The sequence below is a fragment of the Bordetella sp. N genome (assembly GCF_001433395.1).
Lineage (GTDB): Bacteria > Pseudomonadota > Gammaproteobacteria > Burkholderiales > Burkholderiaceae_B > Bordetella_C.
In genome coordinates this window covers 6,745,408-6,761,438 of record NZ_CP013111.1, presented here as the reverse complement: position 1 = coordinate 6,761,438, position 16,031 = coordinate 6,745,408, and the positions used below count along the sequence as shown (strand labels likewise).

The 16,031-nt window shown below is 65.6% G+C and carries 8 protein-coding genes and 1 tRNA gene; 3 read left to right on the top strand and 6 right to left on the bottom strand.

Annotated elements, in window-relative coordinates:
- Positions 1-4: 4 nt before the first annotated feature.
- The 3 genes from ASB57_RS29145 to ASB57_RS29135 form a co-directional block, all read right to left on the bottom strand.
- The gene (locus tag ASB57_RS29145) at positions 5-832 is read right to left on the bottom strand and encodes a DMT family transporter (protein WP_057655521.1); all 828 of its coding nucleotides are present in this window, start codon (positions 830-832) and stop codon (positions 5-7) included.
- A gap of 87 nt (positions 833-919) precedes the next feature.
- Positions 920-1,825, bottom strand: coding sequence for a transcriptional regulator GcvA (gene gcvA / locus ASB57_RS29140; protein WP_057655519.1), 906 nt, complete (start codon positions 1,823-1,825; stop codon positions 920-922).
- Positions 1,826-2,129: 304 nt separating this feature from the next.
- The gene (locus ASB57_RS29135; protein WP_057655516.1) at positions 2,130-3,254 is read right to left on the bottom strand and encodes a hypothetical protein; all 1,125 of its coding nucleotides are present in this window, start codon (positions 3,252-3,254) and stop codon (positions 2,130-2,132) included.
- 211 nt (positions 3,255-3,465) lie between these two features.
- Between ASB57_RS29135 and ASB57_RS29130 the strand changes: the two genes are divergently transcribed.
- Complete coding sequence (locus tag ASB57_RS29130) at positions 3,466-3,708, top strand: hypothetical protein (protein ID WP_057655515.1); 243 nt, start codon at positions 3,466-3,468, stop codon at positions 3,706-3,708.
- 125 nt (positions 3,709-3,833) lie between these two features.
- Here the strand turns inward: ASB57_RS29130 and ASB57_RS29125 are convergent.
- Positions 3,834-3,909 (bottom strand) — tRNA-Lys (locus tag ASB57_RS29125).
- Positions 3,910-4,440: 531 nt separating this feature from the next.
- Between ASB57_RS29125 and ASB57_RS29120 the strand changes: the two genes are divergently transcribed.
- Together ASB57_RS29120 and ASB57_RS29115 are read left to right on the top strand one after the other, a co-directional pair.
- On the top strand, positions 4,441-12,096 hold the full coding sequence (locus tag ASB57_RS29120) for a type I polyketide synthase (RefSeq protein WP_057655513.1): 7,656 nt from the start codon (positions 4,441-4,443) through the stop codon (positions 12,094-12,096).
- Positions 12,097-12,128: 32 nt separating this feature from the next.
- Positions 12,129-13,469, top strand: coding sequence for an aminotransferase class I/II-fold pyridoxal phosphate-dependent enzyme (locus ASB57_RS29115; RefSeq protein ID WP_057656536.1), 1,341 nt, complete (start codon positions 12,129-12,131; stop codon positions 13,467-13,469).
- Here ASB57_RS29115 and ASB57_RS29110 read toward each other — a convergent pair.
- Positions 13,452-14,936 (bottom strand): glycosyltransferase, encoded by a 1,485-nt coding sequence (locus ASB57_RS29110; protein ID WP_057655511.1) that lies wholly within the window; start codon positions 14,934-14,936, stop codon positions 13,452-13,454. The two genes, ASB57_RS29115 and ASB57_RS29110, sit on opposite strands and share 18 nt — an antisense overlap.
- A gap of 8 nt (positions 14,937-14,944) precedes the next feature.
- The gene (locus ASB57_RS29105; protein WP_057655509.1) at positions 14,945-16,030 is read right to left on the bottom strand and encodes a glycosyltransferase; all 1,086 of its coding nucleotides are present in this window, start codon (positions 16,028-16,030) and stop codon (positions 14,945-14,947) included.
- Between the last annotated feature and the right edge of the window lies 1 nt (position 16,031).

Below are 16,031 nucleotides of genomic sequence, written 5' to 3'. Positions count from 1 at the left end.
TCGCTCAACCGAGAATGATCGTGCCGGAAGCGATAAGCACGCAAGCGGCCAACTTGCGCAGGGTTAACGTTTCGCCAAGAAAGAAATACCCGATCAGCGCCGCGAACACCACGCTTGTCTCGCGCAAGGCCGATACGGCTCCCATGGGCGCGCTGTCCATCGCGTAGATCACCATCCCATAGGCCAGCAAGGAAACCAGCCCGCCCACGGCCGCCAGCGCGCGCCCGGGCCGGCGCATGAAGAGAGACCTGGCGCCACGCAAACCGATATAAACCACCGGCATCAGCACGCCCCATAGGGCGCACATCCATGCCGTGTAGGCCATCGGCGCGCCCGACAGGCGCACGCCGATGCCGTCCGTCACGCTATAGGCGGCAATGAAGCAGCCCGTACCGACGGCGTAGGGCAGATTACGCGCCGCCAGGCGCCGCCCGTCGGATGCCAGCCAGAGGATCCCGCTGGACACGGCCGCGATCCCTATCAGCGACGTCGGCGCTATCTTCTCCCCTGCGAACAACCAGGCGGCGAGGGTGATCAATACGGGAGAGCAGCCCCGCGCGATGGGATAGGTCTGCCCAAGATCCCCGGACCGGTAACTTCTGACCAGAAAGAGGTTGTAGCCGACGTGCAGGACGGCCGACAGCACGGCATAAACCCAGCTTGCCGGCGCCGGCGCCGGCAACAATACCGCGATCGACACGCTGGCAACGGCTACCGCCACGCACATGACGGTCATGGACCAGAGCCGGTCCGCGCCGTTGCGCAGCAGGGCATTCCAACTTGCATGAAGAAGTGCCGCGGCCAGGGTCAGTGCGATGAGCGTTGCAGACATGCGCACATACTAAACAGGGGCGGGGCGGGTTTGAAGCGAAGTCTGCTCATTCGGCCATGAATGAATCCTCATGGCTTCTTTTTTGCCTCACTGATATCTGGCCTGTGCCTCCCGCGACTCCGCCAGCAGCCAATCGCGGAAGTCGGCAAGGTGGGTTTGGATTTCCAGACCCTTGGGGCAGACGAAGTAGTAGGCCACCGGCGCCGGACACGGGATATCGAACAGCCTCACCAGGGTCCCTTCGCGCAGCTCGGCCTCGACATGTCCGCTACGTGCCAGCGCGACGCCCTGTCCCAGCAGCGCCGCCGCGATGGTCATGTTGGTGTCGGCGAATCGCACGTTCTCCCTGGGCGCGGATACGCCGACGCCCACGTGCTGGAACCAGTGTTCCCACTTGGGCACCAGGTCGGCGCCATCGCGGGTGAGCAACGGATAACGCAGCAGTTCGGCGGGCTCTCGCGGCCTACCGAACGTCCCCAGGAGCGCGGGGCTGGCGACAGGAAAGAGCTGTTCCCTGAACAAAAACTCCGAATACAGGCCGGGGTAGTGCCCTGTGCCGAAGCGTATCGCCACCTCCGGGTCCGTGCGTGAGAAGGCGATGGCCTTGTCGCTGGTCTCCAAGGTGACGAGCAGTTCAGGATGCTGGCGGGAGAGATTCGGCAAGCGCGGCAGCAGCCATTTCAGGGCGAACGAATAGGTCGTGCTTACCGTCAGCCTGATCTTGCCTTGCTGCTCCCTGAGGTCGGCGAGCGTCGCATTCAGGTTGGCGAAGAAATCCCGCACGATCGGCGCCAGCGCGGCGCCCGCGGGGGTCAGGCGCAGCGACTTGCCGCGGTGGAAAAGCTGCAGGCCCCAGGTTTCTTCCAGGTTGATCAGCTGGTGGCTCACCGCGCTTTGCGTGATATGCAGTTCTTCCGCGGCGGAGGTAAAGGTCGCGTGCCGCGTGGCAACCTCGAAAGCGCGCAATGTGGCGGTGGGCGGCAGGTCTTTCATGACCAGGATTCCTTGGGGAAGTCAGCGACTGAGTCCGGGGGATTTTACCGAGTCGTGTCGTGCAAACCGCTATGTGATTCCAGCCCCCAGCGACAGCGCTGATTTCGACTTCAAGAAAAGCCGAGGCCCCGTAACACGGGGCCTCGATGTATCGCGGGAGCTCTTGAATACCAGCACGGCTGGACCCTCTCGCCAGGGGGCAGATAGACGCCTTCTCAGGCCCCGGCTCATCTATCTGCCGGCAACATACCCAAAGCCATGAAAGAAAGCAAATTCCTGTCCTGAAGCGAGATATGTTCTTGCCTCAGTCCTGCAACGTCTTTACCCAGTCACGGAAGTTTTCGTTCTCGAACTCCCATGTCTCTTCCGGCGTGCGCGTGAGCACCATGACGCGGCTGAGTGCGCCCAGGGCCTTCTGGACGGATGTCGCTTTCAAGCTTGGAACGCCAAGCTGCTTGCCCAATGCCGCCAGGGAGGCCTTGGCATAAGGGGGATAGCCAGGGTCGTCCGCCATTTGCCGAATCAGGGCGCGTTGCAATGCGTCAAGCGCTGTCCAGGTGCTGTGGTGAGTGTCCGCGCTCAGCAAACGTGCGGCTTCGCTCCTCGTCGCGGCCGCCAGGCTCAGCTTGGGCTCCAGCACCATGGACACCACGCAGCGGACGAGTGCCTCGGGGCGAGAGTGGAATTGGAGGTGCGCTTTCATCGCCTGTTCGACGTCCAGCTTGCGCCCTGTCGACGCTTCGAATTTCTTGCAGATGAACGCGACGAATTCCCGTCCAAGCATGGGGAAGTCATGAATCGCATGGCCAGCCGAATAGAGCGGCGCATTGGTATTGGAAAAAACGCTATTGAGCTGGGTGCGTGAAGAGCCAGTGAACAGCGCCCTGGTCCTGTCCGCGTGTTTGGTCAGCGCGGTACGGAGCGAACGCGCCAGCTGCTCGCCTTCCGTGCTGCGGGCCAAAGCCTGTGCCTCGTCCACCAGCAAGAGCAGATAGCGCTTGCCGCTGGTCAACTTGCCGATGAGTTCATCTATCCGAAGGGCAATCTCCGTCAGGGCGGAAGTGTTCGCCCGCCCCAACTCCAGCTGCACCTCGCCGCCCACGCCGGCCGCCTTGGCGCTGGCCTTCACGCTCTTGACGGGCTTGAGCAGGGTGAGGACGCGGCCCATCGCCCCCTTGGGCTCGGCCGCTTCTTCCAACGCCTGCAGCAAGGCGAGCGCCGGACTCTGCGTCTGCCACAAGTCCGCATAGGCAACGGTGAAGCCCGCCTTCTCGGCTTCGGGCCTGAGATCGCGCATCAGGAACTGCGTCTTGCCCGCCCGCCGGGGAGCGAAGATGGTCGTCGCCTGCACGGGACCGGCAGTCAGGAGCTTCAGATACTGGCGAGCCAGGTCTGGACGGGCGAAGTGCCAGGGAGCGGAGATCTTCATCGTTATCCGAATTATCCGATTTTGGATAATTATACCGCTCAAGGATAATTTGGATAACGCCCGGGACCTTTGGCTCCCCTGAGGCCTGTGCCGGCCCCTTCCCCGCTAACCGCTATTGAGGCGCAGGAATACAGCAGCGGCGCCTTCGGCAGCGATTCCCCCATTTGACACGCGTGTTACGATCCTTGATAGATCAACGAATGGAGAAGATATGGGTAAACGAGAAATTGATGGTTGGACTGTCTATAGCGGCGCTTTCCAGTCGGGTGACGTGCCGGCAATTGCCGATGTCGCGACCCACAAGGAAGGCCATCCTGAATCAAGCCGATTCTTCCGAGTCGTCACGGATCGCACGTTCCCGGAGCTGGACGATGCCAAATCCGCCTCGGACACCGTGGTTGACCGCATCGAGTCGATCGACGATGAAGGCGTGCCTTACCCCCTGACCTACTAGCCCAATCGAGGCCGGACCTGCGGACGCAGGTCCCTGAAACGGTCACCGCGCGGTGAATCCCGACCGCCAACGAAAAACGCCACCTCGATGGGGTGGCGTTCTGCGCTTGAATGAACAAGGAATTCTGGTGGGCTGTGAGTGGCTCGAACACTCGACCTACGGATTAAGAGTCCGCTGCTCTACCAACTGAGCTAACAGCCCGGCAGGGCTACATCGCAGGTCACTTCTAACCGCGCTGCAACTGCTGAGAGGGAGAATTATACATAGATTTTTGGGCTTGTCCAATCGGGGTGGAATCTTGTTCGCTGTAACCGCCAGGAAGGCGGGGACCTGGCGAGTCCCCGTACCCCTCGCGCCTGACGGCCCGCCCGCTGCTTCCGATCGGGCAGCGGGCCCCTCGCCGCCACGGCCAGACTTCGTCATCGCCGTCAGCCGCACGAGCCCCGTCATCAACCTTGGCAGCACAACCACGACACCGCCAGCACTACCGCCAGCACCGACGTAACGCCAACACCACCAGATCCAAAACACCACACTGTTCACCCACGCCACAGCGCGCTTCAAGCACGTCCCAGATTACGTTTTCCACCCCTCGAAGTATCAGTTGAAACGTCCATTCAACTTCCGAACAGCTTTAAGTAAAGTGGCTCTCCATTGAGACAGCCCGAATGAAAGCGCCCTGGCCAAACTGCTTGCGGCATAACGACTAAACGGAAGCGGCAAGGATCGTAAATGGGGAAGCGTGTAGCTATCGTCGGGCTCGCATTTCGATTCCCGGGCACCACCACCGAAACGTATTGGACCGACCTGCTCGAAGGCAAGGACCTGATCACGCAGGTCCAACCCGGCCGCTGGTCCGCCGACGCCTATCTGCACCCCGACCGCGACAACCCGGGCACCGCCTACACCCACGCGGCCGGCTCGCTGGGCGACATCTCCGGCTTCGATGCGGACTTCTTCGGCATCTCGCCACGCGAAGCGGCACAGATGGATCCCCAGCAACGCTTGCTGCTGGAAATGACCTGGGAAGCGCTGGAAGACGCCGGCATCAAACCGACCTCGCTGCGCGGCAGCGACTGCGGTGTCTATATAGGGATATCCAGCGCCGACTACGGCTACCGCGTCGCCGATGACCTGGACATGATCGATGCGTCGACGGCCACCGGCAATACCTCCAGCATCGCGGCCAACCGGCTGTCCTACTTCTTCGACCTGCGCGGCCCCAGCATCGCCATGGACACGGCGTGCTCGTCCTCGCTGGTGGCCTTCCACCAGGCCTCCCGCGCGATCCTCAGCGGCGAATGCAGCCACGCAATCACCGGCGGCATCAGCCTGCATCTGCACCCCTACGCTTTCATCGGCTTCTCCAAAGCGTCCATGCTCTCCCGCCGCGGCCTGTGCAGCGTCTTCGACGCCGCGGGCGACGGCTACGTCCGCTCGGAAGGCGGCGGGGTCTTCGTCCTCAAGGACTACGATCAGGCACTGGCCGATGGCGACCGCATCCTCGCCGTCGTGGCGGCCTCGGTGGTCAATACGGACGGCCGCAAGACAGGCCTCACCGTTCCCAACGCCGACGCCCAGGCCGACCTGATGCGCCGAGCCTGCACCCAGGCCGGCATCGAGCCCGACGAACTGGACTACCTGGAAGCCCACGGCACCGGCACCGCCGTCGGCGACCCCATCGAAACCTGCGCCATCGGCGCGGCGCTCGGCAAGGCCCGCCCCGCCAACCGTCCGCTTGCCATCGGCTCCATCAAAAGCAATATGGGCCACCTGGAACCGGCCTCCGGCGTGGCGGGCATGGTGAAAGCCATCTACACCCTGGTCCATCGCATCGTCCCCGCGACCATCGGCGTGCGCACGCTCAACCCGCATATCGACTTCCAGGGCTGGAATATCGAGGTCGTCACCCAGAACCGCCAGCTCAAGGCCAAAGGCAAACTGGTGGTCGGCGTGAACTCCTTCGGCTTCGGCGGCGCCAACGCGCACGTCATTCTGCAAAGCGCGCCGCTCGCGCCCGAAATCCCCGTCACGAAACTGATCAAGAATGCCCCGGTGCCGCTGATCGTCAGCGGCCGCAACCCCGAGGCCCTGCGCGCCGCCGCGGCTGCCCTCGCCAAAGCCTTGCGCACCGAACCCGAACGGCCTATCTACGATTTCGCCTATCACGCTGCCCACCGCCGCGACTGGCACGCGCAACGGGCGCTGGTATTCGCCGGCGAACGGGCCCAGGCGGCCGCCGACCTGCAAGCACTGGCTGAAGACAAGGCCCCCAAGTTCGCCGTCCCTACCGCGACGGCCCTGCAGGACGCACGTGGACCCGTGTTCGTCTATTCGGGCAACGGCTCGCAATGGGCAGGCATGGGCAGACGCTTGAAGAGCGACCCCGTCTTCGCCGCGGCCATCGATGAAGTCGACGCCCTGTTCGCCGAATACGCCGGATTCTCGGTGGCGGCGCTATTTACCGAAGCCGAAACCGAAACCGAAGCCGAAACCAAACCCAAAGCCGAAGTTGGACTCGAAGACCCACAAGCCGACCATCGCTATCACCGCACGGAACTCGCCCAACCGGCGCTCTTCGCCTTGCAAGTCGGCATCACCCGCATGCTGGCGCAACGTGGCGTGGTGCCAGCCGCCACCATGGGCCACAGCGTGGGCGAAGTGGCCGCGGCCTGGGCCTGCGGGGCGCTGTCCCTGGCGGAGGCGGCCAAGGTCATCCATCACCGCAGCCGTCTGCAGGGCCAGACGCGCGGCAAAGGCCGCATGAGCGCCGTCGGCCTGGACGGCGCGGGAACTCAGGCCTTGCTCGACGAGCTCGACTTCAGCACCCGCCTGGTCCTGGCCGGCAGCAACAGCAGTCGAGGCGCCACGGTGGCCGGCGATCCCGAAGCGCTGGACGTCATGGAAGACATCCTGCGCGAGCGCGGCGTGTTCCACCGCCGCCTGGACCTGGACTACGCATTCCACAGCCCGGCCATGGATGAAATCGAAACGGACATCCGGCTTGCGCTGGCAGACTTGCGTCGCAACGCCGCCGAAGTCCCCTTCTACTCCACGGTCAGCGGCATGCAGGCGACAGGAGCGGAACTGGACGCCGGCTACTGGTGGCACAACGTGCGCCACCCGGTCCGTTTCGCCGAAGCCTGCAATACCGTCATCGCCGATGGCCTGAACGTGTTCGTCGAAATCGGCCCGCACCCGGTCCTGCGCGGCTATATCAAGGACGCCCTGGACACCGCAACACGGCCGGGCCGCGACAGGCCCAGCCAGGAAAGGCCCGGCCTGGCGCGGCCCGGCAGGATCATCATCACCGCCGCGCGCGGCGATGACGCGCCGGAGCGCATCTACGATGCCGCCGGCCAGGCGATCCTGAGCGGCGCCGACGTGGATTGGCAAACCCTCTTCCCCTGGAAAGGCGACCACACCCCTCTGCCCACTTACCCCTGGCAACGCGAACGCCACTGGTACGCGGACAGCTCCCGGGCCCTGGGCCTGCTGATGCGCGAACGCGTTCACCCCCTGCTTGGCTATGCGGTGCGCCAACACGCGGGCATCTGGGAACACACGCTCGACACCGGCAGCCACCCCACCTTGACCGACCACGGCGTGGGCGGCGCCATCGTGTTCCCCGGCACCGGCTTCGTCGAACTGGCCCTGGCCGCCGCCCTGGAATGGCAACCCGGCACCCACGCGGACATCGAGGACCTGGACATCCGCGCACCGCTGGTGCTGGGCCCCGCTCCCGGCAAACGCACCCGGGTCACCCTGGATCACGCGGACGGCCGGTTCCAGATCCTCAGCCGCGACATCGCCGGCGATGCGCCCTGGACCGTCCATGCCGCCGGCCGCGTCCGTCAGCAGGCCAATGCCGCCTGCCTGAACGGCGCGCAGACCGTGACGCCACCGATGCAGGAGCCCGACTTCGACGAGGAAGAACACCATGCGCTGACCCGCCTGGTCGGCCTGGCCTATGGCCCGGCCTTCCGTGCGATCGTGCATGGCTGGCGCTTGTCCGCGGATGTGGTCTTCGCCAAGCTCAAGCCGCACGCCAGCCTGACGCCGGAACTGAGCAGCACGCATCTGCATCCCGCCCTGCTCGACTGCGCCTTCCAGCTCATCATCCATCTGCTGCGCGACGAGGCCGCCATGGGCCTGGGCATCGCCTTCGTGCCGGCGCGCATCGGGCGCATCAGCCTGCACGCCGGCCAAGGCCTGCCGCGTTATGCGAGGGCAAGCCTGCGCCGCCGCGCGCCCCACTCCGTCGTTGCCGATTTCGATCTGTACGATGGCCAGGGCCACCTGGTCGCCAACGTCCACGACGTGAATTTCCGCGCTGTCAGGCTGGGCAAGCCGGCGGCGGAGCTGCTCGACTACGTCGACTGCGTGCTGACACCGCGCCCCCATCCGTACGCGCCGCTGCCCGCAACAGCCCTGTCCACCAAGGCGCTGGACGCAAGGCTGCGGTCCTTGACACGGCAGCCCGCCGACCGCTACAGCCAGGAAGTCGACCCGCTGCTCGAAAGCCTGTGCGATCGCTACGCCATCGAAGCCCTGCGCATCCTGGCCAAAGGCGGCGCCCTGCTGCCCAGCGCCCAGGTCGAACGCCAGACGCGCCAACACCCACGCTCCGCATCGCTCTACGATCATGTGCTGGCCCGCGCCGCGGCCGCCGGCTACGTGCATATCAGCGACAAGGGCTGGGAGCTGGCCGCCGACGAGGCGGACCAGCCCACCGCGGCCGAGATCTGGAACAGCCTGCTGCGCGAATACCCCGACTACTTCCCCGCCATCTTCGCCACCGGCCGTGTCGGCCTGCATCTGCCGGCCCTGTTGACCGGCAGCGCCGACATCGACCAGATCGTGCCGCGCTCCGCCTCGCCGATGGCGCTCAGCCGCATGATGCTGGGCCCGGGCCGCTCCCACACGCTGGCGGCGGCGCTGTCCGAGACACTGCAAGGCGCCGTCGCGCGGCGCGCCCCCGGACAGCGCCTGGCGGTGCTGGAAATCGCCAGCGGCCTGCCCCTGCTGGGCACCGCCTGCTGCGCGGCGCTGGACTTCGACGTGGCGGACTATCGCTACGCCACCACCGACGCGGAAAACGCTGAAGCGGCGCGCAACGGCCAACTGGCGGACTATCCCCTGGCCACCGTCGCCGTGATCGCCGCGGACACCATGCAGGCCGATGGCGACCGCTACGACCTCATCCTCCTCCATGGCGAATTCGATACCCTCGACGCGTTCCGCCAGGCCCTGGCCTATGCCCGGGCAAGCCTGAAGCCCGGCGGCAATCTGTTGCTGCGCGGCACGCCACCCACACCCTGGATGAACTTCATCTTCGGCGGGCGGCCATCGTGGTGGCTGGCCGGCAAGGACGGCGTCCATGCCCCCTTCCCCAACGCCGACGACAGCATTGCCTGCCTGCGTGAGATGGGCCTGGACTGCGCACCGGTCATCCCCCTGGGCTCGAACACCGCGTCCGCCCCCTACCTGATCCTCGCCGGCGCGCCCGCCGTGGACATCCCGGCGCCCGAACCCGCGGCGCGCACCCGTCTCGTGTTGAGCGACGCTGCCAGCGTCCCCCTGCTCCAGGCCTTGCGCGCCGAACTGGACGCGGCCGCCCAGCAGACCGTGGTCGCCCCGGACGTCACACCCACCACCGTAGGCGACGCCTTGTTGCGCGCAAAAGAAAGACACGGCCAGATCCACGAGATCATCCTGTTGGCGGGATGGCGCCCCGACGCGATGCCCTTCGACAGCCAGGTCGCCCGCTGCGCGCTGGCGGCCGCCGTCATCCAGGCCTGCGAGCACAGTGAAACGGCCGCCACCGTCTGGCTGGTCACGCGCAATGCCGGGCTGACCATGGGCGGGGGCGATCCCCGCGACGACGGCATCGGCGATGCCCCGCTATGGGGATATGGCCGCACCCTGGCCAACGAAGCCACGAACTACCGCATCCGCCAGGTCGACGTGATGTCCGCGACCGGCGCGCCAGCCCTGGCGCGTGAGGTGCTGCACCCCGGCGCCGAGGACGAGGTGCTGTTGGATGTCCACGGCGCGCGCTACGTGCCCCGCGTCCGCATCGTCGCGCGCCCCGTCCCGCCGGACAGCCCGCCCGACACCGCCCGCTACGGCCGCCTGGGCTTCGACCTGCCGGGCCAGCTGCGCAACCTGTACTGGCAAGCCGTGGAGCCGCAGGCGCCGGCCGCCGACCAGATCGAAATCCGCGTGCAGGCCACGGGCCTGAACTTCCGCGATGTCATGTACACCCTGGGCCTGCTGCCGGACGACGCCATCGACAAGGGCTACGCCGGCCCCACCCTGGGCCTGGAATTCGCCGGCGAAGTCATGTGGGTCGGTTCCGGCGTCACCGGCTACGAAGTGGGCGACAGCGTGGTCGGCTTCGGCCCGTCCAGTTTCGGCGAACGCGTGCTGACGCGCGCCGAGGCCATCGTGCGCATCCCGCCGGGCTTGTCCTACGAAGCCGCGGCAACCATACCCAGCACCTTCTTCACGGCCTACTACGCCCTGCACCACCTGGCGCGCCTGGAAGAGGACGAGAAGGTCCTCATCCACGGCGGGGCCGGCGGCGTCGGTGTCGCGGCCATCCAGCTGGCGCAAGCCCAGGGCGCCGAGATCTACGCCACCGCCGGCTCGGACGAAAAGCGCGACTTCCTGCGCCTGATGGGCGTGACGCACGTCTACGACTCCCGCTCGCTGTCCTACGCGGACGAGATCCTGGCCGATACCGGCGGCGCCGGCGTCGACGTGGTGTTGAACTCACTCGCCGGCGAAGCGATCAATCGCAATCTTCACGTCTTGCGCCCTTTCGGCCGCTTCCTCGAACTGGGCAAGCGCGATTTCCATGAGAACACCCGGATCGGCCTGCGTCCCCTGCGTAACAACATCAGCTATTTCGGCATCGATGCCGACCAGCTGCTGTCCGCCCGTCCGGACCTGACCCGCCGCCTCTTCAACGAGATGATGCGCGGCTTCGCGGATGGCATGCTGCATCCGCTGCCCTATTCCGTCTTCGATGCCAACGAAGTGGTCGATGCCTTCCGCCATATGCAGCAAGCGCGCCAGATCGGCAAGATCATCGTGACCTACCGCAACGGCCTGCGCCACGTGCGGCCGCAACACCGCTTCGAGCCGCGCCGCCTGACCCTGCCGGCGGACGCCAGCTACCTGGTGACGGGCGGCCTGGCCGGCTTCGGCCTGCGCACGGCGCAATGGCTGGCGGCAAAGGGCGCGCGCCATCTGGTCCTGATCAGCCGCCGGGGGGCCGCCGACGAAGAAGTCCAGTCCGCCATCGCCGCCCTCCAACAACAAGGCGTGCAGGTATGCGCGCGCGCCTGCGATGTCACCGACAAGCCGGCGCTACAAGGTCTGCTGGAGGAAGTCGCGCGTGACATGCCGCCCCTGCGTGGCATCGTCCATGCCGCGGCGGTCATCGAGGACGGCCTGGCGCGCACGGCAAGCGCCGACCGGATCGAACGAAACATGGCGGCCAAGCTGCTGGGCGCGCAACACTTGCACGAGCTGACCCTGTCGCTGACTTTGGACTTCTGCGTCTACTACTCCTCGGCCACCACCCTGTTCGGCAATCCCGGGCAGAGCAGCTATATCGCGGCCAACCAGGGCCTGGAGGCCTTGGCGATGCTGCGACGTGAAGCGGGCTTGCCCGCCACGTGCGTGCGCTGGGGCGCCATCGACGACGTCGGTTTCCTGGCGCGCAACGAGAAGATCAAGGAAGCCCTGCTTGGCCGCATGGGCGGCACGGCGCTGTCGTCGGCCCTGGCCCTAGACGCCCTGGAAGAACTGATCCTGGCCGACACCAGTGGCCAGGCTGTGCTCGATCTGAGCTGGTCACGCATGGCGCGCATGCTGCCCAGCGCCGGCGCGCCCAAGTTCAGCGAACTGTTGCGTGAGCGCGAAAACGAACAGGACATGGGCGAGGACATTGCCCACCTGCTCGCCACCCTGGACGACAAGGCCCTGCACGACGTCTTCAGCGAAATGCTGAAGACCGAAATCGGCGAGGTGCTGCGCATCGCGCCCGACAAGATAGCCGCTGAGCGCTCCCTCTACGACATGGGCATGGATTCGCTCATGGGCGTGGAACTGATCGCCGCTCTTGAGACGCGCTTCGGCGTGCGCCTGCCGGTCATGACGCTGTCGGAAAGCCCCACGGTCGACAAACTGGCCAGCCGCCTGATCGCCTTGCTGCGCAGCGACGCCGGCGTCCAGCCCGGCGCCGACGTGACGACGTCCATCGTCGAAAAGCTGGTCGCGGACCACGCGGCCGAAATCCCGGAAACGCACATCTCGCAGTTCCTGACGGAATTCAAGGATGGCGGCGCCGAGCCGCCGATCCGGATGATTCCCTAACGTCAGTCATGATTAAAAGCATGATCGAACCCATGATCAAACCGAAACTGCCCGCCCTGGCCGCGGGCCTGAAGAACAAGCTGATCCAGCAGGCTCTCGAACGCAAGCTCCGGCAACTGGACACCGAACGGGATGGCGGCGCCACGCCCCTGATCCGCGGCGTGGGGGCCACCATCCCCGAGGATTTCTACCGCTTCCACCTGCACCCCGGCTACAAGCAGATCCGCATCATTCATGACGGCGCCGCGCGGCTGGGCCTGCAGGATCCCTTCTTCAAACTGCATGAAGGCAATGCCACCGACCAGACCACCATAGGCGGACAGACCTACATCAATTACGCCAGCTACAACTATCTGGGCATGTCCGGTGACCCGGTGGTAACACAGGCGGCCAAGGCCGCCATCGATCGTTACGGCACATCGGTGTCCGCCAGCCGCCTGGTGTCCGGGGAACGCCCGGTCCATCGAGAACTGGAAATGGCGCTGGCCCGGCTCTACGAGGTCGACGACGCGGTTACCTTCGTCAGCGGCCACGCAACCAATGTATCGACCATCGGTTACCTGTTCGGTCCGCGCGACCTGGTCCTGCACGACGAGTTCATCCACAACAGCGTCCTGCAAGGCATACAGCTGGCGGGCGCGCAACGCCTGCCCTTCCCCCACAACGACTGGCGCGCCCTGGATCGCCTGCTGGAGGAACACCGCAAGACCTTCGAGCGGGTGCTCATCGTGCTGGAAGGCATCTACAGCATGGACGGCGACTATCCGGACCTGCCCCGTTTTGTCGAGATCAAGCGCCGCCACCGCGCCTTTCTGATGGTGGACGAGGCCCACTCACTGGGCGTCCTGGGCGCCCATGGCCGCGGCATCCGCGAGCATTTCGGCCTGGCCGGCACGGACGTCGATATCTGGATGGGCACCTTGAGCAAGACCCTGGCCGGCTGCGGCGGCTACATCGCCGGCGAAAGCGCCCTGGTCGAACACCTGAAATTCCTGGCGCCGGGATTTCTCTACAGCGTCGGCATGCCGCCGTCCGTCGCCGCGGCGTCACTGGCGGCGCTCAAGCACATGCTGACAGTGCCGCAACGGGTCGCCACCCTGCAGGCCCGCGGCCGCTTCTTCCTGGAGCAGGCGCGCGCGGCTGGCGTGGACACCGGCAGCAGCCAGGGCCTGGCGGTGGTCCCGGCCATCCTCCGCAGCTCGATCAAGGCAACGCAGCTGTCCTCACAGCTGTTCGAGCGCGGCATCAACGTCCAGCCTATCGTCTATCCCGCCGTGCCCGAGAAATCGGCGCGCCTGCGCTTCTTCATCTCCTGCCTGCACTCGGAAGCACAGATAGAACAGACCATAGAAGCCCTAGCCGCCCTGACGTAGGCGCCACTCCTGCCAGGACCAGTACAGCACCATGCCGAAGCCCACGCAGCCGGTCAGGTTGAGCGGCGCCAGCACGTAGTTGCCATCGCGCAAAGCCAGCAGCAAAGCCAACAGGGCGTAGCAGAAGGTCAGGCATTCACCCACCAGCAATAGTCGATTGATCGCGGGCAGCGTCTTGGTGCGCTCGACATCCCCCTTCGGGGTCCGATGGAAGCCGCCATGTACGCCCAGGCACGCACGCACGCCGCCGACAAAGTAGTACCAGGCCATCGGCAGGAACATGGCAATGTACAGATAGTTGTACCAAAGCATGGTCGCCAGCCCCACCCGATCCTGGGGACGGGTGCGCCGCCGCGCGCTAAGCGCACTGGACAGGGACCAGATGACCACCAGCACGAAAAACACCAGCGCACCCACCTGCAGCTCCACGCGCTCGAAGTCGACCACATAGTTCAAGGGCAGGCCCAGCAGGACCAGCACGTACATCGACGCCAGCAAGACCGACGAGAACATCATGGCGATCGCATGCAGGCGCTGCAGCAGAGGCATACGCTGCCGGGCTACCTTCACCCCATGCAGAAAAGCGCTGTGTATCAGTCCCCGCCCCCAGCGCTCCCGCTGGATGCGAAACGTGCTGATGGCCTCCGGCAGCAGGGACATCGACACCACGTCGCCCAGGTAGGCGTACTTCCAGTCGTCGAACTGCGCCCGATAGCCCAGGTCCACGTCTTCCGTCACGGTGTCGGCATTCCAGCCGCCCAGCGCCTGCACGCAGGTGCGCCGCCAGACGCAGGAACTGCCGCTGAGCGACGCCATGACGCCGTCCTCGCTCAAGCCGGTCGTCAAATACTGCTGATGGCCCATCTCCATCGCCTGGAAGCGGGTCAGAAAGGACGCATTGCTGTTCTCATAGCCGATGGCCGTCTGCAGGAAGCCCAGCTCCGGATCGTCGAAACAAGGCATGCAGCGCAGCAGAAAATCTTGCGGAGGAACGAAATCGGCGTCGAAAATGACGAAGAAGGCGCCCGTAGCCGACTCCAGGCCATGCATCAGATTGCCGGCCTTGAAGCCGCTGCGATCCGGGCGCCGCAACAAGCGGATGTTCACGCCCCGCAGTTCATGGCGCTCGACGCAGTCGCGCGCCAGCGCCGACGTATGGTCGGTGGAATCGTCCAGCACCAGCACCTCCAGCAGCTCGGCCGGATAGCGCATGACGCATACCGCATCGATCAGCCGCTCGATCACCGCCGCCTCGTTATGGATAGGCAGCAATACGCTGACCCGGCGATGCACACCGTGCTTTCTGCCCGTACCTTCGGTCAGGTGCGTCAGCTTGCGGCGCTCGGCGCGTTTGGAGATCCGCAGGATGCGCAGCTCCAAAGCCATATAGATGGCGAACGACAGGACGATGAACATGAAGGCGGCGCTGACCAGGCCGGACAACAGCCAGGACAGCATGACAGGCATGGATGGACTCAACACTTCACAATCCCGCAGACGTCGCGCAGCCGGTGCGCCCAGGTATGGTGCTGCCTGACATAGGCCGCCCCCGCCTCGGCACGCGCCAGGTCCTGCGTCGACGGCCCCCGGCGCAGCCGCGCGAACAATTCCCGCGTCTCCGCCGCCGACGTCACCACATGGCAGTAATCCCGGAACTGCCGCTCGACCGCCAGGCTGGGATTGGTCACGGCGATTCCGCCGCAAGCCAGTATCTCCAGCAACCGCCGTGACACCATCGTGGCCGACCCCGTCACGGAATTGACGTTGACGGAGATCACATGCTGCTTGTAGATGTCAGCGGTGAGCCGGTACGGCACCTTGTCGTGAACCCGCAGCTGGGGATGGCGGGGAAACGCGAATTCGAAATGGCGCGACAAGCGGTCGCGATTACGGTCGTACACATTGAGCGGCAGGCGCACGGACGCGCAAGCGTCGAAGACCATGTCGAGAAACCTGCGCCGCTCGCCAAGGATGCGACGGTAGTAACTGCCCGTGAAGCAGGCCTCGTGGCGCTCGAAATGGAAACCGGAGAACTGATGGAAAGCCGGTTGATAGGGCATGGTGAGCGTATGCACCGGCACCTGGGCGGCCACGTGGCGGCGGTAGTCCGCCACCCGATCCTGGTCCGTGGTGAAAATGTAGTCGAAAGCCCGCGCGACCTCGATGAAGTCTTCGAAGAAGGCGCCATCGTCCTTGTTCCAGAACACGGTGGGGACGCCCCGGTCCCGCGCGCGGGCCACCAGCGCCAGTATTGCCGCGGGCGGGCCCAGGCGCAGCCAGAGCGGCTGTTTCGCCAGGCCGTAGCGCCAGCTGCCGTCCGCCCCATGGAAGGCCGACTCGACGAACACCAGGTCGGGCCGCCAGTCTTCGATGATTTCCCGGTAGTTGCGCGGCGTCATCACGCGCACGCGGCACTCGATGGCCATGCAGTGCGCGGTGTAGGAGTCGGCGACCAGCGCCACCTTCAGGCGCCCGAACTCGCCGTGCCCCACCACGTCCTGCGGCACGGCCGGATAGTCGTAGACCGCCGCTCCCACCGCCCTGATCAGTCCTCCCATCATG